Below are 23,144 nucleotides of genomic sequence, written 5' to 3' on the forward strand. Positions count from 1 at the left end.
GGATCTTTACCTTATGGTAAAAAGCGTTATTGCGCCTTCCACACGTTGTTCTGGCGGTTGGCATCCGGGAGTATATGATCCGGATCCAGCTCGACCGAAGTGATGGCACCGGTGGACGGATACTTAAATGTCCAGGTGCCGCCCCTTTGCCAGATGTCGACGGGCAGCTTGATGATGCGCGGATCCTGACCGGCCTCCGTCACCTTGAGGATCACCGGGAGGGCCATTCCACCCAGGTTATCGAGGGTGATGAGGGCGCCCTTGGTGGAATCACCCGATACATATTTCACGGAAGTGACCGCCTGGTCCAGCTTGTCGTTGGTAAAGAACCATTCCTTCCAGAACCAGTTCAGGTTTTCGCCCGTGGCGCTGTTCATCGTACGGAAAAAGTCATCCGGTTGCGGGTGTTTGAACGCCCAGCGCTTGACGTACAGGTTGAAGGCATAATCGAAACGGTTCGTGTCCAGCACGTAGCTGCGCAGGATATTCAGCCCCGCCGCGGTTTTGAAGTAATAGGCGCCGTACCCGTTCAGGCTCATGCCTTCCGGAGCGGTCATCAGCGGGTCTTTGTCCCGGATAAACATCCGGTAGAACATTTCCGGCTTCCGCTGCGGGTTTTCGTATTCGCCGTGGTTAAACTCGTGGGTGGAATATTCGTTGATAAACGTATTAAAGCCCTCGTCCATCCACATAAAGCGGCGTTCGTTGGAGCCGACGATCATGGGGAACCAGTTGTGCCCGATCTCGTGGGTAACGTCCCCCCAAAGATCCCCGTTCGTCAGATTCGACTGGCAGAAAATGATCCCGGGGTATTCCATCCCGAGCGCCACCCCGGCCACGCTGACCGCGGAGTTCCAGGGGTACTCGAAGTATTTGGCGGAATAGAGTTCGATGCTCCGTTTCAGGTATTCGGTGGAACGTCCATAGCGGTCTTTACCCGCGGCCTCGACAGGGTAGGCCGACATGGCGATCGTGGGACGGCCGGAAGGCAGGTTTACTTTCGCCGCGTCCCAGATAAAGGCGCGCGACGCCGCCCAGGAAACGTCCCGGGTATTGTCCATCTTGAAGTGCCAGGTTTTTTTGGCGGTCGATTGGCCCGACGGCTGCCCTACTTCATCAGGGGTGACGATCATCACGGTGGCGTCACTGCGGCGTGCTTCCGCCAGACGGCTGATTTCTTTTGGCGTCAATACCTCCGCCGGGTTCTGCAGGTCACCGGAAGCAACGACCGTCATGCCCGCCGGCGCGGTCAGGTAATAGTCGAAGTTCCCGTATTCACAGTAGAACTCGCCCAGACCCATATAGGGAAGCGTGTTCCAGGATTCGATGTCGTCATAGACACACATCCGCGGGTACCACTGCGCCAGTTCATATACGATCCCGTTCTTGGTATCCAGGCGGCCCATACGATCCGCCCCGTACACGGGAATCGCAAAACTATATTTGACCCGGACGGTGATCTTGTCCCCATCCGCCTTGACCGGTGTCTGCAAACGGACCTGCATCCGCGCGTCCGTGATAACCGGATCGACATGGTAGGTCTTCCCCTCATAAGTGACCTCCACGGACTCGATATGGTACCCCCCCTTTGCAAAACCCTTTACGTCGAAACGGTCGCCCGACACCGGTGTCGTGGCCGCGCCCCGGCTGTCCGGGCGGAAAAGGTTCTGGTCCAGTTGCATCCAGAGAAAATCCAGCTTGTCGGGGCTGTTGTTGGTATAAAAGACGCTCACTTCCCCGCTCACCGTGGTGTCCTGCTCATTCAGCGTGGCCCGGATCAGGTAGTCGGCCCGGTTTTGCCAATACTTTGGCCCGGGGGCGCCGCTGGCGCTCCGGTATTCGTTGCCGTTGGTCTGAAAAAAATAAGGGGAGAAGACCTGGTGCTGGTCATACCCCGAAGTCGTTTGGGCCCAGGAAGCCGAACCCGGGACAGCCGCAAGCAACAGCCCTCCCATGACAAAGCGTTGTAATTTCTTCATCCCGCTAAGATAGGCGTTTGAAAAATATCGTACTTTCCGCTTGTCAAACACAATCCCTATGCGCATCCTTTTATTGGTCCTTCTTTCCGTAGCCACCCTGTCCGTCACCGCCCAGGCCATCCAGGATTTTCCCGATTTCCGGTCCAAACGGGACAACCTTTCCCGTTGCCCCGACCCGGTCATCAAACACGATCTTATCTTCTTTACCCTCGCCGGTCTCGACCAGCGGGTCGGGCAACCCCAGGCCACCAGCCTTCCCGTCACGGCCTCCGGGTCCGACTTCATCCAGTTCAGCGGGAGCGACGTACAGGTCGTCATCCGGGGCGCCGAATTCGAACAAGGCAAGCGCAAGCTCGGCTATATCGACAAACACCTCGTCCGTATCGACAATAAACCCTACTTCGGCAACTATGGCGTGCTGCCGACCGAGGCTATTCAATCCGTTACGATGATCACCGGCCGAGACACCGTCCACGTGCCCGCCGCCGCCTTTGCAGACCTCTACCAGCCGCTGTTTATGGGGGAGAGTAACACGACGCATGACGGCGTGTACCTGTCCCCCGATAAACATACGGTCTACATCTATATGCTGAACAAGGAAGTCAACGGGTACTATGAAGTGACATGGGTGATCCGGGATAAACAATTCATCCGGAGGATCGTGGACACGGACATTTGATCACTTCTTTAAAGCCTTCAGCCGGAAGGCAAGAAAAATGTTCAGAAAACCCCCGATCAAGAAGGCCACCCCGGAGCTAACGATGATGCTCACGGCGCCGGCCGCTGGGTAATAAAGGACGAAAAAAGAGGCGGCCAGCAGGACGATCCCGCCGAAGAGTAGCCAACCCCACTGCGCTACCCCCAGGGCTTTTAGTTCATACGCCGACCCCATCAGGTAAAAGGACCGAAGGATCAGCCAGAACCCCAGGATAAAGGGCAGGGTGGCCATCGTGATCAGGGGGAACGCATACAGGTAGATCCCGATGATCACGTCCAGCACACCGGAGACCAGGGTCCAGCCCCAGCCTTTGTTGTGTTTTGTGTTGGCCGTTGCAAAAAAGATCTGCGAAAAACCGGATACCAGGATAACCACACTAAACATAATACTCAACCCGATATAACCTTCCAGAGGGCGGGAAAAGATAAAGATACCGGCTGCCAGGAGCGCAAGGCCCTTGATGATGAACAGCCACCAGTTCTTAATGCTTGTTTGGAGTGTGTCGGTGAGGGTCATAAAATTGTTTTGCTCCTAAACTATAAATTTTTGTACTTTAATGCAATGGCCTATGATCCACTTCTTGCCGATCGCATCCGCGAACTGATTGTCCTACGCGCCAGTGACGTCGTAGAAAAAACCATGTTTGGTGGTCTCTCTTTTATGGTCAACGATAAGATGTGCGTTTCCACAAAGAACGACCGCATCATGCTCCGGCTGTCGCCGGAGACCTACGAGATCGAGCTTCAGGGGGATGGGGTCTCGCCGATGATCCATAGCGGACGCGAAATGAAGGGGTTTCTTTTCGTCACGGGGCCGACTATTCAGACGAAGGCCGGGTTAAGCCGTTGGGTCAACCTCGCCCTGGACTACAATGAGGTCGCCCTCCCGTCTCCCGGCAAAAGGACGACCAGCTCGCCAAAGCCGCCTACCGGCAAAAAGAAGAAATAGTTACTTGTACTTAATCTTATAAGCGAGGATAATCATCGCCAGCACCAGCGTGATCCCATTGGCGATGTATACCGGCATGTTTGACGTCCAGACCCCGTATATTAACCACAACAGGGTGCCCAGTGTAAACAAGGCATACATCGGCAGGGATATGCTTGCCGTGTTCCGCGTACGGATCGTCTGGAGGGCCTGTGGTAAAAAGGAAACGGTGGTGCAAAAGGCTGCGGCGAGCCCGGTGAGGGTGCTGGTGTTCACGGTGCGTGGTTTGCGCCAAAGATAGGGGAAAAAAGGGGGCCCTTGTGGGGGCGCCGCTCAGTGCAGCTCTTCGAATTGCCCCGTCTGTTTGTTCTTCCGGACGTTGTCCGAGTTAAACGCGCGCCCGTTCATGGCCACGTACACACCCGGCGGCAGCGACTGGGCAAACGCCAGCGCGTTCCCCAGGTTAAAAAACCCGTCCGAGCTCCCGAATTTATAAGGGATCATCGCACCCGTCAGGACGATCGTTTTGCCCGGTACTTTCTCCGCGAGCATCCGCGCTGTAACGGACATCGTATCCGTCCCATGGGTGATGACGATCTTGTCCTCGTGCGCGTTGCGGCACTGGTGGGCGATCAGCTCCCGGTCTTCGTTGGTCATGTTCAGGCTGTCGATCATCATCAACGTCCGGACGGTGACGTCGAGCGTACTGCGGCTGCGCAAAAGCATTTCCGGCAAGTGTGTTTCCTTGAAAAACAACTCCCCGCTGAGTTCGTTGTACTCCTTGTCAAAGGTTCCTCCCGTAACAAAAATGCGAATGGTCATAAAGGCTGGCGATGGTGAAGGCGCCAAAGGTAAGGCAAGATTACCTATCTTGGCTCAGTTATGCAACCAGGAGACGACGCCGCCTTTAAACAATTGTTCCGCGACGCCTGCCGGCGCTGTTTCCGGCGGGAGCTATCGGTGCCCCTGTCCGCGACCGAAAGCAAGTTCTTGTGCGCCGAGGTGCTGTCAGAAACCGGCGCGCCGATCGCCTGGCGCACGGTGCAGCAGCATTCGCTGTGGGTGCACCTGGAGGTGGCGGAGGAGAGCAGGCAGACGGGGCCTACGGGGGTGATGCTGGAGGCGCTGGCGCGATATGTTGCGGCGGCGGGTGACGCCGGCGTGCGCGGCGGAGCTGCTGCTGCGAGCGGCGCGGCGGCTACGCCGGGCCCCACCGAAGGGGACGGTGGCCCGGCTGAAGGGCCCTACCCATTCTGGTTCCGCTACAAGGAGGCCTTCCACCGCGACCGCCTCCCGGCCGTCGTCCACGAACTGGGGTTGCCCGACGCACACCTTGTTCCCCGCGGGCTTGCCAAAAGATTTTTCTTCCATACGTTCCGGGGCGCGGAGCAATTCATCTTATGGGGGAAGCTCCTCGTACCCGAACGGATCCGGCATTCGTGGCTGGCATGGCTGGCCTTTCTTTTGCTGACCTCCCTGGCCGTCGTTTGGGGCGTCCGCGAATATTATGCCCGGAAGACCAATACGTTTACCGATACGTTCACACAAGTCGCCGGCGACTCCCTGTATACCCGTGGCTGGATGCGGGTTGATCCGGACAGCACGTGGTGGAACAGACGCACCGATAATCCGGGCGCCCTTACGCTGTTTACGCTCCAGGGGGACAACTGGCCCGATTCCTCCGCCAACCCCTGGATCGGCAACCTTCTGCTGCGGCCCCTGGGCGGGGATTGTTTTACCGCCGAAGTCCAGTTCTCCGGGTTTACGCCCACCGCCAACTGGCAACAGGCCGGTCTTCTCCTCATGGAAGATACCAGCCTGCGCGCCCGGAGCGTCCGTATTTCGATCGCCTACAACGACTACTTCGAGGACTACGTCCAGCCGCGGCAAATCATCGTCGAAGGAGTCAGCTCCGCCAGCGACCCCAACCGGAAACCGGAGGAGTTCCTCCACAAAACCCTTTACCTGCTGGGGTGGGGGAAAGACAGCCTGATCTACGAAAGTATGCACCACACGGCCCTGCGCATCGAGAAACGCGGGACCAGCTATCGCTTTCTATACGCGGGCGGGCAAACCGATAACTTTATCTTCCAGGAGGTCGGGAGCCGGAGCATCTACTTCACACCGCGTTATATCGCGCTGTTTGCCCTTAAAGGCTTCGGGCGCCCGGCGCAGGAGCTGCCTGTGCAGGTGCGGTTTTTCAGCGTGCAGACAGGGGCGTGCGAGCCCTAAAGTGCTTTGTACGGCCCCGGAAAAGTCTGCCGGAACCTCAGGTAATCCGGGATGGACACTCCCTCCACATACGGATTCTCCGGATGATGATAAATGTACTCCTGGTGATATGCCTCCGCCGGATAGAAATGCTCGAACGGCACCACCTGTGTGGCGATGGGCGCCTTGTATTGAGGCGTGATCCGTTTGATCTCCGCGAGAATGGTGGCCTTCTCCTGGTCGTTCCGGTAAAAGGCGACCGACCGGTATTGGGTGCCCACGTCGTTACCCTGGCGGTTGACTTCGGTGGGGTCCTGGCTTGCAAAAAAGGCCTTGACGAGGGTTTCGTAGCTGATCCTGGCCGGGTCGTAGTAAACGTTTACCGTTTCGGCGTGACCCGTCTCACCCGTTTCCACCTTTTCATACGTCGGGTCGGTGTCCGTTCCGCCCGAATAACCGGAAACCGCGTCCCTGACGCCCTCCAGGCTCTGGAAAACAATTTCCGCGTGCCAGAAACAGCCCTCGGAAAAGGTGGCGACCTTTTCGCCGGGAGCGGGTTTTGTGGACGTCGCCCGCGGGATCTTTACGGAAGGGGTTTGCGCGCAACTAGTGCCGAGCAAAAGCGCGAATACAGCCGTGCTAAGGATAGTTTTCATCTGCATATAGTTGAAAAGCCGCTACCGGCTATTAATGTGCCGCAACCGGCGGTTTTCCCCCTTCAGGCACAAAGATCAGGGCCGCCGAATTCATACAATAGCGTTTACCGGTGGGCGCGGGGCCGTCGTCAAATACGTGTCCGAGGTGCGATCCCGTTTTGCTGTCCACGACTTCGAGCCGGCTCATGCCGTCACTGTAGTCCGGCACCAGCCGTACCGCGTCGGGGTTGATGGGCGCATAGAAGCTCGGCCAGCCCGTCCCCGAATCGAACTTTGCGTCCGAACTAAAGACCGGTTGAAGACTCGCGGCAGAGTAGTAGGTGCCCTTTTGGTAAAAGTGATCATACTTACCCGTAAACGGTCTTTCGGTACCGGCCTGCCGGAGGATATAATATTGATCCGGTGTCAACATGGTCTTCCACTCTGCATCGGTATGCTTCATGGGATAAACGGTCCCCGATTTTGCACGGGGTGGATCAGGGAATTTCGAAGATTGAGCGCGCACGCAACCGGTGCTCCAACCCAGGACACAGGCGAGCGCGATAAAAGCGACCTTTTTCATGAATGTGATTTGTTCCTTAAAGATACGTAAGGCGCGCCCCAAGGGTTTCGTTAAAATTCCCTAACTTTTCCCAAAATTTCTAAGCGATGCGCTATCCTAAACGCCTATTGACCCTTCTTCTTTTGCTGATCATAGGTTCCGCCCAGGCTCAAAGCAAACTCAAGGTCACCGTTTTCACGTCCGGCCCCACGACGCTTCAAACCAATTCCACGATGATCGAAGGCGCGCACTTCGTGATGCTCGTCGACGCCCCCCTTACCCAATCCGACGCCGCCAAGCTCGTCGACAAAATAAAGGCCACCGGGAAGACCCTGATGGCAGTCTTTGTGACCACGGCCAGCCCCGAACATTATTTTGGTCTTAATACCATAAAGGCTGCTTTTCCCCATGCCAAAGTATGGTCGATTCCCCAAGTGATCACGGGGATCAACGCCAATTACACCAACGATGTCGCTGCCTGGAAACCCATTCTGGGGGCCAGCGAGGTACCCGATCACGTCATCCAGGTGTTCCCGGCCCCGGCGGCCTCTATCATCCTGGACGGTGAGCAGGTCGAGATTGGGGGCCCTCTGCAAGGCGCCGTTCCCGGTATTGCTTACCTGTTTATCCCCTCCAGCAAGACGCTCATTACCGGCGACATCGCCTATGGGAACGTTCACCCCTGGACCGCGGGGACAACGCCCAACCAGCGGAAGGACTGGCTGGAGAGCCTCGACAAACTCAAAAAACTCGCCCCCCTCATGGTCGTCGCCGGGCACAAAGACCCCGCCGCCGCGGACGACCTGGCGTCCATCGAAGGCACCTCCAATTACCTGAAGATTTACGAAAAGGCCGTCAAGATGTCCCATAGCGGCGACGAGCTCATCGGGATCATCGAAGACCAGTTCCCCGAACTCAAGGGATTGGACACCGCTTTGAAAGTTGCCGCCGCTAAGCAGTTTCCCGAAACGAATTAAGCAACTCGTCCACCAACCCATAGTCTTTGGCCTCCGCCGCCGTCATAAAACGATCCCGGCGGAAAGCTTCTTCTATTTCCGGCGCGGTATGACCTGAGCTTTTGGCCACCATTTGGAAAACCTCCTTCTGGAGCCGCTCCTGTTCCCGGTAAGCAATCCCAACGTCCTCCGTGTAGCCCATGGCTTTGCCCCCCGCCGGGTGCATGTGAATGGTGGCGTGCGGCAACGCATAGCGTTTACCGGTAGCCGCCGCTGACAATAGCACGGTACCCATGCTCATTGTCGAGCCCACCGCCACCGTGGACACCGGCGACTTCAGGATACGGATCGTATCATAAATCGCGAGCCCCGCATAGATACTCCCGCCCGGGCTGTTGATATACAGGTTGATGTCCTGATGACCCTCCGAGTCCAGGTATAAGAGTTGCGCGACCACCAGGTTCGCCACGACGTCCTCGATCGCCGTTCCCAGGAAAACAATGCGCTCTTTGAGCAAAAGACTGTAGATGTCGAAAGCGCCGCGGGTGGCGCTGTCGATCACGGTTGGAATGACCGGCATAAAAAAGGTTTTAAAATGTGATGGCGCCTTCTCTCATCAGGCGCTCGAATATAGCGTCGAGCTGGATCACCAGGTGCGCGCGACGCTGCAACCGCACGTCCTCGTGTAGCTTGCCCTCTACGAGCATACGCACCCGGAAGGCTTCTTCTTCTTCCGGGCACATTTGTCCCAGGAGAAAGCGGTCAATCGTCTCCGTATCACGTAAGGACTTCCTCATACACTTCGGATGCTTTCAATTGTTCCCGTAAGCGTTCCAAACACTTGTATTTCTGGACCGTAGCGGAGTGCGCGCTGGAATAGTGGAATTCACCGGCGATGTCCTCCATGGAAAGGTTGTTGTAGTAAAAGGCTTGCAAGAGTTGTAGGCACCTGGCACCGGCGCCCCGGAGGTAGCCCCAGATGGGCGTCGAAGTCCTGGCCCCGGGCGCCACCAAATCCGCTGGAAGTCCGATCGTTGCGGGTCTCCGCGCTTCGCGCCGGCAAAGGTTTTTTGCGATGCCTATCAGGTAGGCCTCCGGATGATCGGGTGCTTCGTCCCGTTCCAAGAGGACCAGAACCGCGTCCTGGAACACGTCCCGGGCCATTTCCAGGTCGCCGCCGTATCGCCTGACCATGGCTGCCACCTTGGGAAAGGCGGAGCGGTACATGTTTTCTAGTGCTTTCTCGTCCATCATATTTATAAGTGTCTGGAAAACGGTAAATATCACCTCAGAAGTTACAATTTTCTGGTGGAAACGATTAATTTTATCCCCGATATCATCCATTATCCTATCCGAAGAAACTTATGGCTCACCGCGTCCGGTCGCTTTTGCTGCTCTGGGTTTACCTCCTGGCATCCTTTGTTTCAAGGGGGCAAACGACATCATCCGGCTATAGCATCACCAATTACAACAGCGACAACGCCCTCCCACAAAACAGCATCAATGGGATGGCCTTTGACCGCAACGGCTTTCTTTGGATGGCCACCGAAATGGGCCTGGTCCGTTTTGATGGCCTCCATTTCCGGGAATACAATTCGGGGAACACGCCTTTGTTGACGTCCAACAGGATTGCCGGGATCAGCGTCGAACCGTCCACGGGGCGGATCATCACAGAACCATTGTTCAACACCCGGCGCATCTTTACGATCACGGACGACTATCAATTAAAAGTGGACAGCGCCCTTTCCGCAGACCCACACCAAGCCAATTTTAGAAACGACACCCGGTTCTCCTTTGACAACCTGTACAACAGATGGGCGGCCCGCGATACCGGTGTCTTCGGCGGGCTTTTCGACGGGCTGGAATATAACGCGGACCTGCTCACCGTGGGTGACCACCAGGCCTATGTGCGAAAAATCAACCGCTACTATTTCCTCGACGATCGGACGGCTGACGTCCGCCTTCTTTCCGGGATCACCGGACATGCGCTCAAGGTCCAATTTATCGTGGGGGATCTGTATGTCTTTGTAGACATGCAGAATCGCCTGTATGCATTCCGGAATGGAGAACCGAAACCGATGACCGGCAGCCCCCGTTTGCTGGAGCTGTTGAAACGGGTTGGCGTCACCGGTCCCTACCCGGTACAGGCCAGCCTAAGGTGGGCAAGAGACACCTGTCATTCGTTCTTCGTCTACAAAGGCAATATCCTGTTGCTAAATGCGCGGCATGGTGTGGTGGATTTCGATACCCTTGCGGCCAACACCTCCATCGGCAGCGTCAATTGCATGATCTACGACGAACGCAACAAGATCATCTACGCAGGCACGGCCATCAGCGGCCTGTACATATTGAAAAAACAGGAGTTTCAACGATTGGGTTTTACCAGCGACAATTATGCGATCAATAGCCTGTACGCACAAGTGGAATTACCGGACGGCCGTTTGTTGACGGGCTCGGGCGTCCTGGATACCCATAAACCGGTAAATATTCCGGCGCCGGGTCTTTACGACCGGATGGCCCTTTTCAAGTCTTCGGACGACTCTATATGGTATTCCTCTTATGGCTATGTGCGAAAGATGGACGCGGGTCTGAAACATTCCACCGCCATTCAGTACATTGGTCTCGGTGGCTGGATGACCTCAATCGTCGAGGCTCCTAATAAGGACATCCTTTTCTGCGCGGCCAAGTTATTCCGGTGGAGGGCCGGGAAAGTCACCGTTTTGCTGGACCATTTGTCTCCGCCTTCCGAAACATTTGTGATCCGGCTGATGAACCCTCATGAGCTATGGCTTGGGACGGTATCGGGCTTGTTCTCCTACGACCTGGACAGGGGAACGGTTAAACGTTTGCCGGGGTTAAGAAAAGCGACCGTACGGACGATCTATACTGCCCGGGACGGAAGTACCTGGATCGGTACCTACGGGCAAGGCTTTTACAAGTATGTCCAGTCACACTTTGTCAGGATGCCCGTTGATCCGGGGAACAACCTGGCGACCATCAATAGTATTATGGAAGACAAGCAGGGCTTTTTCTGGCTATCCACCAACAAAGGGCTCTACCGTGTGTCGGAAAATGAGTTGAACCAATACGCCGCCGGCGCCATGGACAATGTTTTCTATTACTATTTCGACAAGTCCTCGGGGTTTGGCAGCAATGAATTCAATGGCGCCTGCGTGCCGATTATGACGGGCAGCGGGTATTTTTCCCTGCCCTCCCTGGATGGTTTGATCCAGTTCAAGCCGGAGAGCATCACCGTCAATACGCCCGACCGGTCCATCTTTATCGACCGGGTGTCCCCGACAAACAAAACCGTATTGCCCGCGGGATATTTCAACCAGGCCCAGGACGCCGGTCCGTTGATTTTTTCGATATCCTCCCCCTATTTCGGCAACCCTGCCAACCTCCGGCTCGACTATTCCATACCGGAGCTCGATACCAACTGGCACCCCTTGCCCTCCGACGGGAAACTAATTCTGACAGGTCTGCACAACGGACGGTACAGGCTGACCGTCCGGAAACAAGAGCCTTTTGCAAAATATGTATATGCAACGGTCGAGTGGACCATACTTCCCTATTGGTACGAGACCATCTGGGCCTACCTCCTCGCCGCCGCGCTGCTCGCCTCCGTTTTCTTTTTTATATTCCGGCTGCGCTATATCCGCCAGGTCAAAAGAGCGGAACAACTCGAACAAAAAGTTGCCGAAAGGACCGTCGCCCTCTCCCTCAGTAATGAGGTCAAGGAAAAAATGATCGCCATCATCCTCCACGACTTCCGTTCGCCCCTCCGTTTCCTGCACATGCTCGCCGTTCGCATTTCAGAGAATTACAAAAAAGCGTCCGAAGCCGAACTCCGTGAAATGCTCCTGATGTTCCGGAACGCCACCCGTGAGCTTTTTGAATTTGCCCAGGACTTCCTCGTCTGGTCCAATGCGCAAAGAGAGGGCTTTATCGTCAAACAGGAACCCATCGTTCTGCGGAAGATCGTCGAAGAAATCGTTCAATTGTATGAAACCGGGGCCGACATTAGAAACAACGCCGTCCACAACCTGGTGCCCGACTCGGTTACCCTTGTGTCCGACGCCCACATCCTAAAGTTGATCATCCGCAACCTGACCGACAACGCGAATAAATACACCTTGAATGGGGAAATAAAGATAGAGGCTTTCGAGTCTGCCGGCCGCCTGCACATCACCATCACCGACAGCGGCAGAAGCATGAGCCGGGACCAGATCGACCAGATCCTCAACACCCCCTACCAGGCCGGCAGCAACACCCAAGGCTTCGGCTACAAGATCGTCCTGGAGCTGCTCGACCGGATACAGGGTGAGCTCGCCATCGACGCACCCGGCGTCACCGGTAACCGCGTCACGCTGCTGTTTTAATACCCGATGGCCAGCCCCACCGCCATCGCGCCTAGCCCTAGTGCCAGCAGGATGAGCGCCGGCCGCCATACAAACTTCCACCATTCCCCAAAGGAAACCCCTGCCACCGCCAGTACACCCATCAGCGCCCCATTGGTCGGCCCCAGCATCTCGCAAATCCCCGCCCCATATTGAAAGGCCATCACCATCACCTGCCGCGACATGCCCGTCAGGTCCGCCAGCGGCGTCAATAACGGTATCGTCAGCTGTGCCTGCCCGCTGACGCTTGCCACCGGCACGTGGATCAACAATTGCGCGATCATCATCCCTCCCGCCGACAACAACAGCGGCAGGTGCTGCAAAGGCGTAAAAAGCCCGTGCACGATGGTGTCGATGACGTGGCCCTCGTTCAGGACGAGGTAGACCGACCGCGCCAGCCCCACGACCAGGGCTGCCATTGTCATTTCTTTGGCGCCTTCCGTGAAGGCTTCCGCCGTTTTTCTGAGGCCCAGGCGGCCTACGATGCCTGCGACGAGGCCCAGGACGAAGAAGAGGGCGGTCATCTCGTCAAAGCCCCAGCCGCGGCGGATGATGCCGAAGACCATGGTCGCGAAAGACGCGGCGACGGCAAGGAGGATGAGGGCGTGGCGCCAGCGGGAGCCGGCGATGGCGCCCGCCATGCCCTCGCGGGCGCGCGCAGCGCCGCCATTCGCGATCGCCGTGTCGCGGCCTGCGGCCGCGGGGTCCTCTTGCACACGCGTGCGCCGGATCACCCAGGTGATCCAAAAGGCTACCGCCGGCACAAGGAAGAGGAGGCGCAACCCCGCGCCCGACAGGAGCGGCAACTGCGCGATCTTTTGGGCGATGCCCACCTGGAAGGGGTTCATCGGGCTGAAGGACGCGCCGATGACGGCGCAGCCCGTGCTGATGGCGATGGCGCCGATCTTTGAATAGCCGAGGCGGGTGGTCATAAAGACGATAACGGGGATCAGGGCGATGATCTCTTCGGACATATTGTCCATCGCACCGCCGGCGGCAAAGGCCACCCCGACGAGGACCATGACGAGGTAGCGGTAGCGGCCCGTTCGCCGGATCAGCGACAACAGGGCCGCCCGGAAGGCGCCCGTTTTGTCGATCACGCAAAAGGTGCCGCCAAAAATGAGGATGCTGATGATCACATCGGCGCCCGACTCGATGCCCCGGGGGACCGACATCATCAGGCCCCAGGCGCTTACGGGTCGGGAGGACTCCCGGGTATAGCTTCCGCGCACCACCACGTCCTGACCGGTGGCCGCGTCGTGCGACCGCTGGTATTGACCGGCGGGGACCACATAAGTGCAAAGGGCAGCCAATAAGATACAACTGACCAGGATGACGAGCGGGTGGGGGAAGGACAGCTTCATAAGCGGGCGCGCCGGGCGCGGGTGAAGGATAAATTTAAACTTATCTTAGTAGAAATGAAGAAACATTTCACTTTCCTGGCGGGCTGCCTCATAGCGATGGCGCCGAAGGTGTCCGGTGGGCCGTCGGACACAGCGCGCTATGCGGCGGAAGCTGCGCGTGTCACGATCGTGCGGGATAAGTGGGGCATCCCGCACATTTATGGCAAGACCGACGCGGACGTCGTCTTTGGGTTGATGTACGAGGAATGCAGCTATGACTTCGCCCGTGTCGAGAAAAACTACCTGGAAGTGATGGGGCGGCAGGCGGAGGCTTACGGTCCGGCCTACCTGACGAACGACCTGGAATTGCAACTAATCGAAGATACGGCGGATGCCATCCGGGACTACCATAACGCGCCGCCCTGGCTGGTCAGATTGCTCGACGCTTTTGCGGACGGGGTCAACTATTATCTGTACAAACACCCGGCGTGCAAACCGGCGGTGTTGAAACACTTCGAGCCCTGGTTTCCGCTGATGTTCACCGACGGGAGCGTGTCGGCCACGAGCACCGGCGGGATTCACCCGGAGGAAGTGCGGAATTTTTATGCCAGGGCGCCCTCCGTGGCGGCGGCTGCGCCGGCCGGGGAGCCGGCAGAAACGGGCTCGAACGGCTTTGCGATCGCGCCCGGGCGCACAGCTGACGGACACGCCCTGTTATACATCAACCCTCACGTGCCATTTTACTTCCGTCTTGAGGTCCACCTTGTGAGTGAGGAAGGGTTGAACGCATACGGCGCGGTCACGTGGGGGCAGTTTTTCGTGTACCAGGGATTCAATGAACATTGCGGATGGATGCATACGTCGAGCTATGCGGACGTGGCGGACCTTTATAAAGAGACGGTGCGCCGGGATGCGGCGGGATGGCAATATTTGTACGACGGCGCGTGGAAGCGGATGCGGACAAAGACCCTGCGGATCGGGTGCAAAGACTCGGCAACCCAGGTGGTCACGGCCTTTTATACGGGTCACGGCCCGGTGATGGGCGAACGCGACGGGAAGTGGCTGAGCCTGAAAGAGAACAACCGGTCGATGAAGGCGTTGATGGAGGCGTGGCTGACGACGAAGGCGGCCACTTTTGCTCAATATAAAAAAACGATGGAGCTGCGGTCGAATACAACGAACAATACGGTGTATGCAGACGACTTTGGAAACATCGCGTATTGGCATGGCAACTTTATGCCGAAACGGGATCCGAAACTGGACTGGTCATTGCCGGTGGATGGCACGACCACGGCTACCGAGTGGCAGGGGCTGGAGGAGGGTATCCATGTCTTCAACCCGGCTTCGGGATGGATACAGAACTGTAATTCCACGCCATTTGCAGTGTCGGGGGCGTCGAGCCCGCGGAGAGAAGACTACCCGGCGTATATGGCGCCGGACGGGCAGAACTTTCGGTCGGTGAACGCGATCCGGTTGTTGCAAAACGCCTATAACCTGACGCTGGACAGCCTGATCGCGAAAGGGTATAACCATTACCTGGCGGCCTTCGAGGTGCTTTTGCCTTCCTTATTCAAGGCGTATGAGGAGGCCCCGGATACAGCATTGCAAGCGCCGATAGCGCTGTTGCGAAACTGGGATCGCTTTGCGTCCGACACCTCCGTGGCCACCACGCTGGCGGTGGAGTGGGGGACGCTGATGCAGCGCAAAGCGCCGCGTGTGGCCACTACCGAACAATACACCCATGCCCTGGCCATGATCCAGGGAGAAGTGGACAACACGAGTGCGGCGGATAGGGCGGGTTTTTTGCTGGATGTCGTACATCGCCTGGACTCCAGTTTCGGCACATGGCGGGTGCCCTGGGGCAACCTCAACCGGTACCAGCGGTTGACGGGGAAGATCCGGGAGACGTATGATGACAACAAGCCGAGCTTTCCGGTAGGGTGGGCGTCGTCTGCGTTCGGTTCGTTACCGTCGTTTGCAAGTACCTATCAGCACACGCAAAAACGCTACGGTTTTTCGGGGAACAGCTTTATCGCAGCGGTGGAATTCGGGCCGCGCATAAAAGCGCGCACGATCGTGACGGGGGGCGAAAGCAGCAACCCGGCGAGCCCGCACTTTACCGATCAGGCGCAGGGGTATATCCAGGGGAAATTCAAAGACGTATACTTCTATAAAGAGGATGTGCTCGCCCATGCGGAGCGGACGTACCACCCGGGGGATTAGATAAAAATGCGCGTCCCCGTATTGCTATAATTCTGCCGGAACTCCTTCGGCCGGCTTCCCTTCTTTTTCTTAAAAATCCGGTTGAAATTGGAAATGCTGTTGAACCCGCAGTCGTAGGCGATCTCTGCGATGGAATTGGTGGTGTCGATGAGCATGCGGGAGGCGTGGCCGAGGCGGATGTCGTTGAGACAATCGACAAAAGTGATGCCGGTCTTGGCCTTGAAAAAACGGCTGAAGGCGGTTTCGGTCATGCCGGCGATCTTGGCGGCTTCGCCGAGGCGGATGGCCTTGCCAAAGTTTTCGTTCATAAACTGGACGACCTTTTCGATCCGGCGGCTGTCGGTGAACTGGGCGTCGGGCGCCCAGGCGTTTCCGGCGGCGAGTACGCGGATGTTGCGAGAGGTGGAGAGGTCGTGGAGGATGGACATGAGCTCCAGGACGGAATCGAAGCCGCTTCTTTTCTCCAGGTTTTTGATGCGGGGGGCGATCCGTTCGATGGTGTCTCGCGAAAAAAGGATCCCGCTTTGGGCCTTGTCAAAAAGGGTCCGGATATAACCGAGCTGGTTGCGTTTTAAAAATATATCGCTGAACAGGTCCTTGTGGAACTGGATGGTGATCTCGTGGATTTTTTTGCCGCCGCTTTTATGGGTGAACCAGGCGTGTCGCACGTTGGAGCCGACCAGGACGAGCTCCAGGTCTTCGATTTCCTCGACGTCGTCCCCGACGACGCGTTGGGCGCCGGCGGCATTCTCGATAAAATTCAATTCGTATTCTTCGTGGTAGTGGAGCGGAAAGTCGAACTCGGTCTTGAACCGTGAGAACAAGGTAAAACAGTCCGCCTTGGTCAACGGGGTGATCTCCTTGATAATAGGCTTGGACATAGTGGACAAAAATTGCTTAGTTATTGATAAAAAAGTACAATATATCTAACCGAAGCATTCACTAAAACCGGGCTGAAATCCAATACAGTAAAGGGTTTTCAAATAACGATCGTTAGACCGGGTGAAAAAACGCAAATGATTGCTAAAATAGTATTATTTCGGCACTTCCTATTGATCGTAATTTTAACAAAATTAATGATCGCTTGTTATGAGAAGAAAACTACTGCTTCCTCTGTGCATGCTCCTGTTGTGTTTTTTGTGCCTTTATACGGCGCATGCACAGACAAAAACGGTCACGGGAACCGTTTCAGATGACAAGGGCACCACGCTTCCCGGTGCCACCGTAACGGTCCAGTCTACGAAGATTTCTACCAAAACAGACGTGAACGGCCGCTTCACCCTCTCGGTGCCGGCGGGTGCCAAAAGCTTGATTGTCACCTTTGTCGGCATGAAAGCGGCGGAGGTGTCCATCGGTTCAAAGGCCAACGTCGATGTCACCCTGACCTCCCTGACGGCGACGTTGAGCGATGTCGTCGTGATTGGTTACGGGGTGCAAAAGAAGTCGGACGTGAACGGGGCCATTTCCTCCATCAAGGCCACGGACATCGCCGACATCCCGCAGCCAAGCATCGACCAGATGATGCAGGGCAAAGCGGCGGGTGTCACGGTGACCCAGAACTCGGGGATGCCGGGGGCGGCCGTGTCGGTGCACGTACGCGGGATCACCTCCTTTACCGGGAGTGAACCTTTGTATGTGATCGACGGGGTGGCCATCGACGGGAATTCCGCCAACAACGGTCACCAGCTCACCAGCCCTGCCAGCCCCAGCCAGCAGGAATCGAGCCCGAGCCCGCTGGCGATGTTGAACCCGAGCGACATCGAGTCGATCGACGTCCTGAAAGACGCGTCGGCGACGGCCATCTATGGCAGCCGTGGTTCGAACGGGGTCGTGATCATCACGACCAAAAAAGGAAAGGCCGGGACCGGCAAGATCACCTACGACGGTTACTATGGCAAACAGGAACAGGGAAAGTTCCTGAACATGATGAGCCTTCCGCAATATGCCTCCCTGGAAAACAATATGGCGGACCTGTTTGGCCTGCCCCGCCGGGCGGAATTTGCCAACCCCGGCAAGCTGGGTCCGGGCACCGACTGGCAAAAGGCGATTTTCCGCCGGGCGCCCCAGACGAGCCATAACCTGGCGTTCTCCGGGAGCAACGGCAAAACCGATTTTTATATCTCCGGCGGTTATTTTGACCAGGACGGGACGGTGATCGCTTCCGATTTCAAACGCTATTCGGTACATACAACCGTCAACTCCCAGATCAACAACTGGTTCAAAGCGGGCACCAGCTTTTCCGCCAGCCAAAGCAGCTCCGACATCGGTTTGGGCAACTCGTATGGGATCATCTATACCGCCCTGCTACAGGCACCCGACGCCGCCGTGTACAACGCGGACGGCTCTTATGCGGGGCCCGCGGTGGTCAACGGCCAGGTACTGGGTTACCGGAACCCGGTCCAGGAGGCGTACAACATCACCAATACCCTGGGCAGGAGCAATGCGCAAGGCAACGTCTACGGCGACATCAAATTCCCGTTGGACATTACCCTGCACTCCGAGATCGACGGGAACTTCGACTGGAGCAATGCCAAGACCTTCCTGCCAACCTACTCTTATGGCGCGACAGGGTCCCAACCGGCCTTTGTCAACACCCAGGCAAGCCTGAACGAATACAATGCCTGGGACAACTACTGGAACTGGATCGAACACCTGAACTACAACCATACTTTTGGCAAACACGCGATCACGGCACTCGTTGGTCATGAAGTATGGGAATCCACGTATGGCGGTATCCAGGCCGGCACAAAAGGGTTCACCGCGGGGAATACCATCCAAACCCTTGGCCTGGGTACACAGGCCAACAATACCCTGGGCGAGCCGAAAGGCAGCTCGGTGATGGAATCCTTTATCGGGCGTCTGATCTATACCTACGACAACAAATACAGCATCACCGCCACGGAACGCCGCGACCGTTCTTCCAACTTCGCCCAGGGCCACCAGGTGGGCTATTTCCCCGGGGTGGCCGTTTCCTGGCGGTTGTCCGAAGAGTCCTTTATGAACACCATCAACCCGATCGTGAGCAACCTGAAGATCCGCACGGGGTATGGCACCACGGGTAACTCCAATACCGGTGGCGGTTACAAATACGGTTCGGCCATCCAGCCGGTGGTCACCGGTCTTGGTACGGGTTTTAGCGTGTACAACTTCAACAACCCGAACCTGACCTGGGAAACCGCCATCCAAAAGAACCTCGGGGTGGACTTCTCGCTGCTGCACGGCAGGGTCGACGCCACCTTTGATGTGTACGACAAGACGTCGAAAAACTTCCTGTTCCAGCAACCCCTGCCCGCCTTCCTGTCTGGGGGCACCGCCGAGTACTCCAACGCCGCGATCGTTCAACCCCCTTGGGTAAACGCCGGTAAAATCGAGAACAAGGGTTTTGAATTCTCCATCACCAGCCACAACCTCCAGACAAGGAACTTCCGGTGGAACACGACCCTTATCTTCTCTCATTACAAAAACAAGGTCATTTCCCTAAACGGTTTCCCCTCCCTGATCGGGAACATCTCCACGGGCTTTGGTCCCCAGATCCCGGCGACCGTTACCCAAGTGGGCGGCCCGGTGGGTGAATTCTTCGGGTACAAGACCGCGGGCATCATCAAAACCCAGGCGCAACTGACCGACCTGGCGCAGAACCCGCAGAACGTGGCCGGTGTAGCCGAGACCGTTACCAGCGACCGGACGAACAACACGGGTGTCTATCTCGGCGACATCCTGTACGCAGGGCGGAACGTCAAGGGGGCGGCCAATACCCAATATGCGTTGGGCAATCCAAACCCGAACTTTACGTATAGCCTGTCCAACGACTTTACCTATAAAGGCTTTGAACTGTCCGTTTTCCTGACCGGGTCCCAAGGGGGTAAAATCCTGAACGCCCTGGCCTTCCAGACGGAAGGGCTCTACGGGCTCTATATGAATCAGACCGCCGCCATGGCGAACTACTGGACCCCGTCCAATCCCAATTCCAACATCCCCACACCGCGGTCCGGTTGGGGGAACAACAACCTGGTCATGTCCGACCGCTTCCTGGAGAACGCCTCCTTCCTTCGGCTGCAAAACGTCCGCTTTGGATATAACCTACCATCGGAATGGGCCAAGTATGTAAAAATGAGTCACCTCAAGGCGTATGTAAGCGGACAGAACCTGCACGTATGGACCAAATACAGCGGCCTGGATCCCGAAGTCGGCTCCCTGAACCAGAATCCCCTGCTGCAGAACATCGACTACGGACGGTATCCCGTTCCCCGCGTCATCACCGTTGGGATAAACGCTGAATTCTGATCTATAAAAAAAGCACAACAAATGAAAAAACATTTTTTATATATAACCGCGGCGGTCGCCATGACCACGACCGGCTGTAGCAAGAATTTTTTCAACCGTCCGCCGGAAGACCAGGCCACGGTCGGTACCTATTACCAAACCACGGACGAAGTCCAGTCAAGCACGAATATCCTTTATGCCGCACCCTGGTTCGGTTTGAATGGGAAGGCGTTCCTGGCGATCGGTGACCTGATGGGGGGCAACGCCCGTTGTTATGCAGGGACGGACGGTGAATTCGATGCATTCCGTAACTTTTCGGAAGGCAATGCTACCCTGGCGGTACAAAGCACCTGGAATTCCCTGTATACGGTGATTGCACAGGCAAACGCCCTGCTCAAAAACCTCCCCACGGCCGCCCCCGCCTCCGTTCCGGCTGCCGTGGTCAACAATGCGCTGGGAGAGGCGCGCCTGATGCGGGCGGCCGCCTACTTCTACCTGGTGCGGAACTTTGGTAACGTGCCCATCATTACGGACCCCACCGCTTTCGTCAGCAACTTTCAAACGGTCCCCACCAACCCCGTGACCGACGTGTACAAGTTCATCACCATCGACCTTAAATACGCGGAGGCCAATTGCACCGCCAACGTGGCGACCACAGGGCACGCCTCCAGCGGTTCGGCCTCGGGTTTGCTGGCCAAGGTGTACTTGTATATGCAGAACTACGACAGCGCGCTGATCGAATCGCAAAAGGTGATCAACAGCGGCGAGTTCTCCTTGATGGGTCTCGACTTTTCCGGTAGCTATACCGGGCTTTTCGAGCTGGCGGGTAACAACAGCAAGGAGTCGATGCTCGCCCTGCAATGGACGTCGAACGGCGGGTATGGTTTTGGCAACCAGATCCAGTCGGTCATTGCCGACGGGGAAAACGGGAACTACCTCACCGGTACCGGCGACGGGTATGGCGAGCTTGGCCCCACCTGGGACCTCCAAGACGCCTTCAAGGCCGAGGGAGATTCCGTCCGTCGCCACGGCTGTATCATGCTGCCGGGTGAGTACTACTCCGAACTGCACAAGGCGCAAGGCGGTTATACGTGCCCGTTACAGGTGAACGAACAGGGTGTCCACGCGGCCATGAAAAAATATGTGGTCGGCACCCCCTCGGATAACAACGGCGAAAGCGCCGCCCAGGCGACGTCCAACAACACGTACATCCTACGGTATGCGGATATGTATTTGATCGCCGCGGAAGCGATCATGGGCAAGGCATCCGGCGTGGCCGCCGGCACGGGTATCCCGCTCACCACCTCTTCTTCCGATGCGACCGCGCTGTCGTACATCAACAAGATCCGCGCGCGGGCATTGCTTCCCAACCTGACGAGCTTTACCTATAAAAGCCTCCTGAATGAACGGCGGTTGGAGTTCGCGATCGAAGGCGATTATTGGTACGACCTGCAGCGGCTCGATGGTTTCAACAACGCGCACCACCCGGTGGCGGAAGCGATCATCTCCAGCCAGAACCGGGGCGACTCGAACAGCGCCGGCACGGCAGCCAACAACTATACCGACTACCAGCGCAACATCCTGTACATCACGCCGACGGACGCCAATTTCCTGATGCCGATCCCCGCCACCGAAACGGAAGCGGATCCTACTTTGTTACAAGCACCTGTACCATATAAGTTTTAAACCCCGGTCACATGAAAAAGATACTCATACTGCTCTCCGCTACGCTCGTTGTGCTGGCTGCCTGCAGAAAATATAACAGCTTGGGGTATACGCCCGGAACCGGCGCCCCCACCATCACTTCGGTCCACACCTGGTATAAGACCGACAGCGCGGTGTACTATGACACGATCGTCACGTACAACAGCGCCGGGGATACGACCCTGACCGTCAATGCACGCTCCAACCAGATCGTGCCCTTCGACTCCGTCACCGACGCGGGCAACCTGGGCCAGACCTATATGATTTACGGGTCCAACCTGGGGAGCGCCGTCACCGTTGCCTTTAACGGGGCCTCCGCTTATTTCAACCGCGCGTGGAATACGGACAATTCGATCCTCGTGACAATCCCGTCGAACACACCCACCAGCGGCACCCAGGCCACGGATACCCTGACCGTCACGACCCTGCACGGGACCGTGCGCTATCACTTCGTCGTCATCACGCCCCCGCCGACGATCACTACGGTGTCGGACTATGACTTCTGGGGCGGTTCCCAGGTCACGTTGCACGGGGCCGGTTTTGCCGCCGTCACTTCGGTCGGTTTGTCCGGGTCCAGCGCCACCGCCACCATTGTCAGCCAGGTCGATTCCCTGCTGGTGCTTCAGTTTCCCACCACCACGGTCAACCGGTGTAACCTGGTGTTTACCTACACCTCGGGGGGCAACGCGCTGACGACAACCTCCACCCAGGAGTTCAACGACCTGGATAATGCTTATGCCATCGTCTTTAAAAATGCCTTCCAGAACGCCTGGGTAGACGCCTCCTGGTCCGGTCCTTCCGGGATCTCCACGGGTGCGTCTCATTCCTTTGACGGTACGTCTTCCGCCGAAGCCAGCTATCCCGCCGGCGGCTGGAAAATCGAAGGCTGGGCCAACTGGTATCCGAGCTTTACGTATAATGCTGCCTACAAATACCTCACCTTCTGGGTCAGGGGCGGTACGGTCAACCATACGCTGGTCCTCGTCGGGGACCAGATGGCGGGCGGCTACAGCCAGAATACATCGGCCCCTGCCATCCAGCAGATTTCGGTGCCCGCGGGTGTCTGGACCTTTTACAAGATCCCCCTGGGAACGGGTGCAGGACAGCTCAACTACTGGGCAAACGGGACCACAGCGAAACAACTCGGCTTCTTCCTCCAGGGACAATCCGGGGATGTGAACGAAACGATGTATTTTGACGAGGTGGCCTTTCTCCAGTAAACC

Annotated in this window: 20 protein-coding genes; 9 read left to right on the top strand and 11 right to left on the bottom strand. The window is 57.0% G+C overall.

The features are described from left to right. Positions 1 to 26: 26 nt before the first annotated feature. The gene (locus EDB95_RS17045; RefSeq protein WP_162852642.1) at positions 27 to 1,979 is read right to left on the bottom strand and encodes a M1 family metallopeptidase; all 1,953 of its coding nucleotides are present in this window, start codon (positions 1,977 to 1,979) and stop codon (positions 27 to 29) included. A 58-nt stretch (positions 1,980 to 2,037) separates the two neighbouring features. On the opposite strand from EDB95_RS17045, the gene EDB95_RS17050 reads away from it, so the two are divergent. Next, positions 2,038 to 2,658: a hypothetical protein gene (locus tag EDB95_RS17050; RefSeq protein WP_133995002.1), complete on the top strand. Its 621-nt coding sequence runs from the start codon at positions 2,038 to 2,040 to the stop codon at positions 2,656 to 2,658. Here the strand turns inward: EDB95_RS17050 and EDB95_RS17055 are convergent, their stop codons facing one another. After that, complete coding sequence (locus EDB95_RS17055; protein WP_133995003.1) at positions 2,659 to 3,213, bottom strand: HdeD family acid-resistance protein; 555 nt, start codon at positions 3,211 to 3,213, stop codon at positions 2,659 to 2,661. It abuts the gene before it with no gap. Between the two features lie 45 nt (positions 3,214 to 3,258). Between EDB95_RS17055 and EDB95_RS17060 the strand changes: the two genes are divergently transcribed. Continuing rightward, complete coding sequence (locus EDB95_RS17060) at positions 3,259 to 3,645, top strand: TfoX/Sxy family protein (protein ID WP_133995004.1); 387 nt, start codon at positions 3,259 to 3,261, stop codon at positions 3,643 to 3,645. On the opposite strand, the gene EDB95_RS17065 is transcribed toward EDB95_RS17060, so the two are convergent. Beyond that, entirely contained in the window at positions 3,646 to 3,900 is a 255-nt protein-coding gene (locus EDB95_RS17065; RefSeq protein WP_133995005.1) for a SemiSWEET transporter, read from the bottom strand. Positions 3,901 to 3,957: 57 nt separating this feature from the next. Further along, the gene (locus tag EDB95_RS17070; RefSeq protein WP_133995006.1) at positions 3,958 to 4,446 is read right to left on the bottom strand and encodes an asparaginase domain-containing protein; all 489 of its coding nucleotides are present in this window, start codon (positions 4,444 to 4,446) and stop codon (positions 3,958 to 3,960) included. A 60-nt stretch (positions 4,447 to 4,506) separates the two neighbouring features. Between EDB95_RS17070 and EDB95_RS17075 the strand changes: the two genes are divergently transcribed. Next, complete coding sequence (locus EDB95_RS17075) at positions 4,507 to 5,856, top strand: DUF1349 domain-containing protein (protein ID WP_133995007.1); 1,350 nt, start codon at positions 4,507 to 4,509, stop codon at positions 5,854 to 5,856. Here EDB95_RS17075 and msrA read toward each other — a convergent pair. Then, positions 5,853 to 6,491 carry a peptide-methionine (S)-S-oxide reductase MsrA gene (gene msrA / locus EDB95_RS17080; protein WP_133995008.1) on the bottom strand — a complete coding sequence of 213 codons (639 nt, stop codon included), beginning with the start codon at positions 6,489 to 6,491 and terminating at the stop codon, positions 5,853 to 5,855. The two genes, EDB95_RS17075 and msrA, sit on opposite strands and share 4 nt — an antisense overlap. Before the next feature lie 31 nt (positions 6,492 to 6,522). Further along, on the bottom strand, positions 6,523 to 7,053 hold the full coding sequence (msrB, locus tag EDB95_RS17085) for a peptide-methionine (R)-S-oxide reductase MsrB (protein ID WP_133995009.1): 531 nt from the start codon (positions 7,051 to 7,053) through the stop codon (positions 6,523 to 6,525). An 86-nt stretch (positions 7,054 to 7,139) separates the two neighbouring features. Between msrB and EDB95_RS17090 the strand changes: the two genes are divergently transcribed. Then, the gene (locus tag EDB95_RS17090; RefSeq protein ID WP_133995010.1) at positions 7,140 to 8,009 is read left to right on the top strand and encodes an MBL fold metallo-hydrolase; all 870 of its coding nucleotides are present in this window, start codon (positions 7,140 to 7,142) and stop codon (positions 8,007 to 8,009) included. On the opposite strand, the gene EDB95_RS17095 is transcribed toward EDB95_RS17090, so the two are convergent. From EDB95_RS17095 to EDB95_RS17105, 3 genes are read right to left on the bottom strand one after another with little or no spacing between them, the layout of a single operon-like run. Beyond that, a complete protein-coding gene (locus tag EDB95_RS17095; RefSeq protein WP_133995011.1) occupies positions 7,984 to 8,568 on the bottom strand; it encodes a ClpP family protease in 585 nt (194 codons plus the stop codon). The two genes, EDB95_RS17090 and EDB95_RS17095, sit on opposite strands and share 26 nt — an antisense overlap. 10 nt (positions 8,569 to 8,578) lie before the next feature. Then, positions 8,579 to 8,785 (bottom strand): hypothetical protein, encoded by a 207-nt coding sequence (locus EDB95_RS17100; RefSeq protein WP_133995012.1) that lies wholly within the window; start codon positions 8,783 to 8,785, stop codon positions 8,579 to 8,581. Continuing rightward, positions 8,766 to 9,242: an RNA polymerase sigma factor gene (locus EDB95_RS17105; RefSeq protein ID WP_162852643.1), complete on the bottom strand. Its 477-nt coding sequence runs from the start codon at positions 9,240 to 9,242 to the stop codon at positions 8,766 to 8,768. The genes EDB95_RS17100 and EDB95_RS17105 overlap by 20 nt, the downstream gene beginning before the upstream one ends. Positions 9,243 to 9,352: 110 nt before the next feature. Here EDB95_RS17105 and EDB95_RS17110 point away from each other — a divergent pair, with 110 nt between their 5' ends. Next, positions 9,353 to 12,370, top strand: a complete 3,018-nt coding sequence (locus tag EDB95_RS17110) for a ligand-binding sensor domain-containing protein (protein WP_133995014.1) — start codon at positions 9,353 to 9,355, stop codon at positions 12,368 to 12,370. On the opposite strand, the gene EDB95_RS17115 is transcribed toward EDB95_RS17110, so the two are convergent. Then, positions 12,367 to 13,752 carry a YfcC family protein gene (locus EDB95_RS17115; RefSeq protein WP_133995015.1) on the bottom strand — a complete coding sequence of 462 codons (1,386 nt, stop codon included), beginning with the start codon at positions 13,750 to 13,752 and terminating at the stop codon, positions 12,367 to 12,369. The genes EDB95_RS17110 and EDB95_RS17115 overlap by 4 nt on opposite strands. Before the next feature lie 54 nt (positions 13,753 to 13,806). Here EDB95_RS17115 and EDB95_RS17120 point away from each other — a divergent pair, with 54 nt between their 5' ends. Then, on the top strand, positions 13,807 to 15,954 hold the full coding sequence (locus EDB95_RS17120; RefSeq protein ID WP_133995016.1) for a penicillin acylase family protein: 2,148 nt from the start codon (positions 13,807 to 13,809) through the stop codon (positions 15,952 to 15,954). Here the strand turns inward: EDB95_RS17120 and EDB95_RS17125 are convergent. Further along, positions 15,951 to 16,835: a helix-turn-helix domain-containing protein gene (locus tag EDB95_RS17125; RefSeq protein ID WP_133995017.1), complete on the bottom strand. Its 885-nt coding sequence runs from the start codon at positions 16,833 to 16,835 to the stop codon at positions 15,951 to 15,953. The two genes, EDB95_RS17120 and EDB95_RS17125, sit on opposite strands and share 4 nt — an antisense overlap. Positions 16,836 to 17,043: 208 nt before the next feature. On the opposite strand from EDB95_RS17125, the gene EDB95_RS17130 reads away from it, so the two are divergent. From EDB95_RS17130 to EDB95_RS17140, 3 genes are read left to right on the top strand one after another with little or no spacing between them, the layout of a single operon-like run. Then, the gene (locus EDB95_RS17130) at positions 17,044 to 20,238 is read left to right on the top strand and encodes a SusC/RagA family TonB-linked outer membrane protein (protein ID WP_133995018.1); all 3,195 of its coding nucleotides are present in this window, start codon (positions 17,044 to 17,046) and stop codon (positions 20,236 to 20,238) included. Positions 20,239 to 20,259: 21 nt separating this feature from the next. Then, positions 20,260 to 21,903 (top strand): RagB/SusD family nutrient uptake outer membrane protein, encoded by a 1,644-nt coding sequence (locus EDB95_RS17135; RefSeq protein ID WP_133995019.1) that lies wholly within the window; start codon positions 20,260 to 20,262, stop codon positions 21,901 to 21,903. An 11-nt stretch (positions 21,904 to 21,914) separates the two neighbouring features. Continuing rightward, complete coding sequence (locus EDB95_RS17140; protein ID WP_133995020.1) at positions 21,915 to 23,141, top strand: hypothetical protein; 1,227 nt, start codon at positions 21,915 to 21,917, stop codon at positions 23,139 to 23,141. Positions 23,142 to 23,144: the final 3 nt, after the last annotated feature.

The sequence above is a fragment of the Dinghuibacter silviterrae genome (assembly GCF_004366355.1).
Taxonomy (GTDB): domain Bacteria; phylum Bacteroidota; class Bacteroidia; order Chitinophagales; family Chitinophagaceae; genus Dinghuibacter; species Dinghuibacter silviterrae.

Bases quoted from the DNA above. Each gene is read 5' to 3' on its own strand.
- EDB95_RS17050 (WP_133995002.1), top strand. From the start codon at position 2,038: ATGCGCATCCTTTTATTGGTCCTTCTTTCCGTAGCCACCCTGTCCGTC.
- EDB95_RS17095 (WP_133995011.1), bottom strand. From the start codon at position 8,568: ATGCCGGTCATTCCAACCGTGATCGACAGCGCCACCCGCGGCGCTTTC.
- EDB95_RS17090 (WP_133995010.1), top strand. From the start codon at position 7,140: ATGCGCTATCCTAAACGCCTATTGACCCTTCTTCTTTTGCTGATCATA.
- EDB95_RS17055 (WP_133995003.1), bottom strand. From the start codon at position 3,213: ATGACCCTCACCGACACACTCCAAACAAGCATTAAGAACTGGTGGCTG.
- EDB95_RS17120 (WP_133995016.1), top strand. From the start codon at position 13,807: ATGAAGAAACATTTCACTTTCCTGGCGGGCTGCCTCATAGCGATGGCG.
- EDB95_RS17075 (WP_133995007.1), top strand. From the start codon at position 4,507: ATGCAACCAGGAGACGACGCCGCCTTTAAACAATTGTTCCGCGACGCC.
- EDB95_RS17140 (WP_133995020.1), top strand. From the start codon at position 21,915: ATGAAAAAGATACTCATACTGCTCTCCGCTACGCTCGTTGTGCTGGCT.
- EDB95_RS17105 (WP_162852643.1), bottom strand. From the start codon at position 9,242: ATGATGGACGAGAAAGCACTAGAAAACATGTACCGCTCCGCCTTTCCC.
- msrB (WP_133995009.1), bottom strand. From the start codon at position 7,053: ATGAAAAAGGTCGCTTTTATCGCGCTCGCCTGTGTCCTGGGTTGGAGC.
- EDB95_RS17060 (WP_133995004.1), top strand. From the start codon at position 3,259: ATGGCCTATGATCCACTTCTTGCCGATCGCATCCGCGAACTGATTGTC.
- EDB95_RS17045 (WP_162852642.1), bottom strand. From the start codon at position 1,979: ATGAAGAAATTACAACGCTTTGTCATGGGAGGGCTGTTGCTTGCGGCT.
- EDB95_RS17070 (WP_133995006.1), bottom strand. From the start codon at position 4,446: ATGACCATTCGCATTTTTGTTACGGGAGGAACCTTTGACAAGGAGTAC.
- EDB95_RS17135 (WP_133995019.1), top strand. From the start codon at position 20,260: ATGAAAAAACATTTTTTATATATAACCGCGGCGGTCGCCATGACCACG.
- EDB95_RS17130 (WP_133995018.1), top strand. From the start codon at position 17,044: ATGAGAAGAAAACTACTGCTTCCTCTGTGCATGCTCCTGTTGTGTTTT.
- EDB95_RS17115 (WP_133995015.1), bottom strand. From the start codon at position 13,752: ATGAAGCTGTCCTTCCCCCACCCGCTCGTCATCCTGGTCAGTTGTATC.
- EDB95_RS17125 (WP_133995017.1), bottom strand. From the start codon at position 16,835: ATGTCCAAGCCTATTATCAAGGAGATCACCCCGTTGACCAAGGCGGAC.
- EDB95_RS17100 (WP_133995012.1), bottom strand. From the start codon at position 8,785: ATGAGGAAGTCCTTACGTGATACGGAGACGATTGACCGCTTTCTCCTG.
- msrA (WP_133995008.1), bottom strand. From the start codon at position 6,491: ATGAAAACTATCCTTAGCACGGCTGTATTCGCGCTTTTGCTCGGCACT.
- EDB95_RS17110 (WP_133995014.1), top strand. From the start codon at position 9,353: ATGGCTCACCGCGTCCGGTCGCTTTTGCTGCTCTGGGTTTACCTCCTG.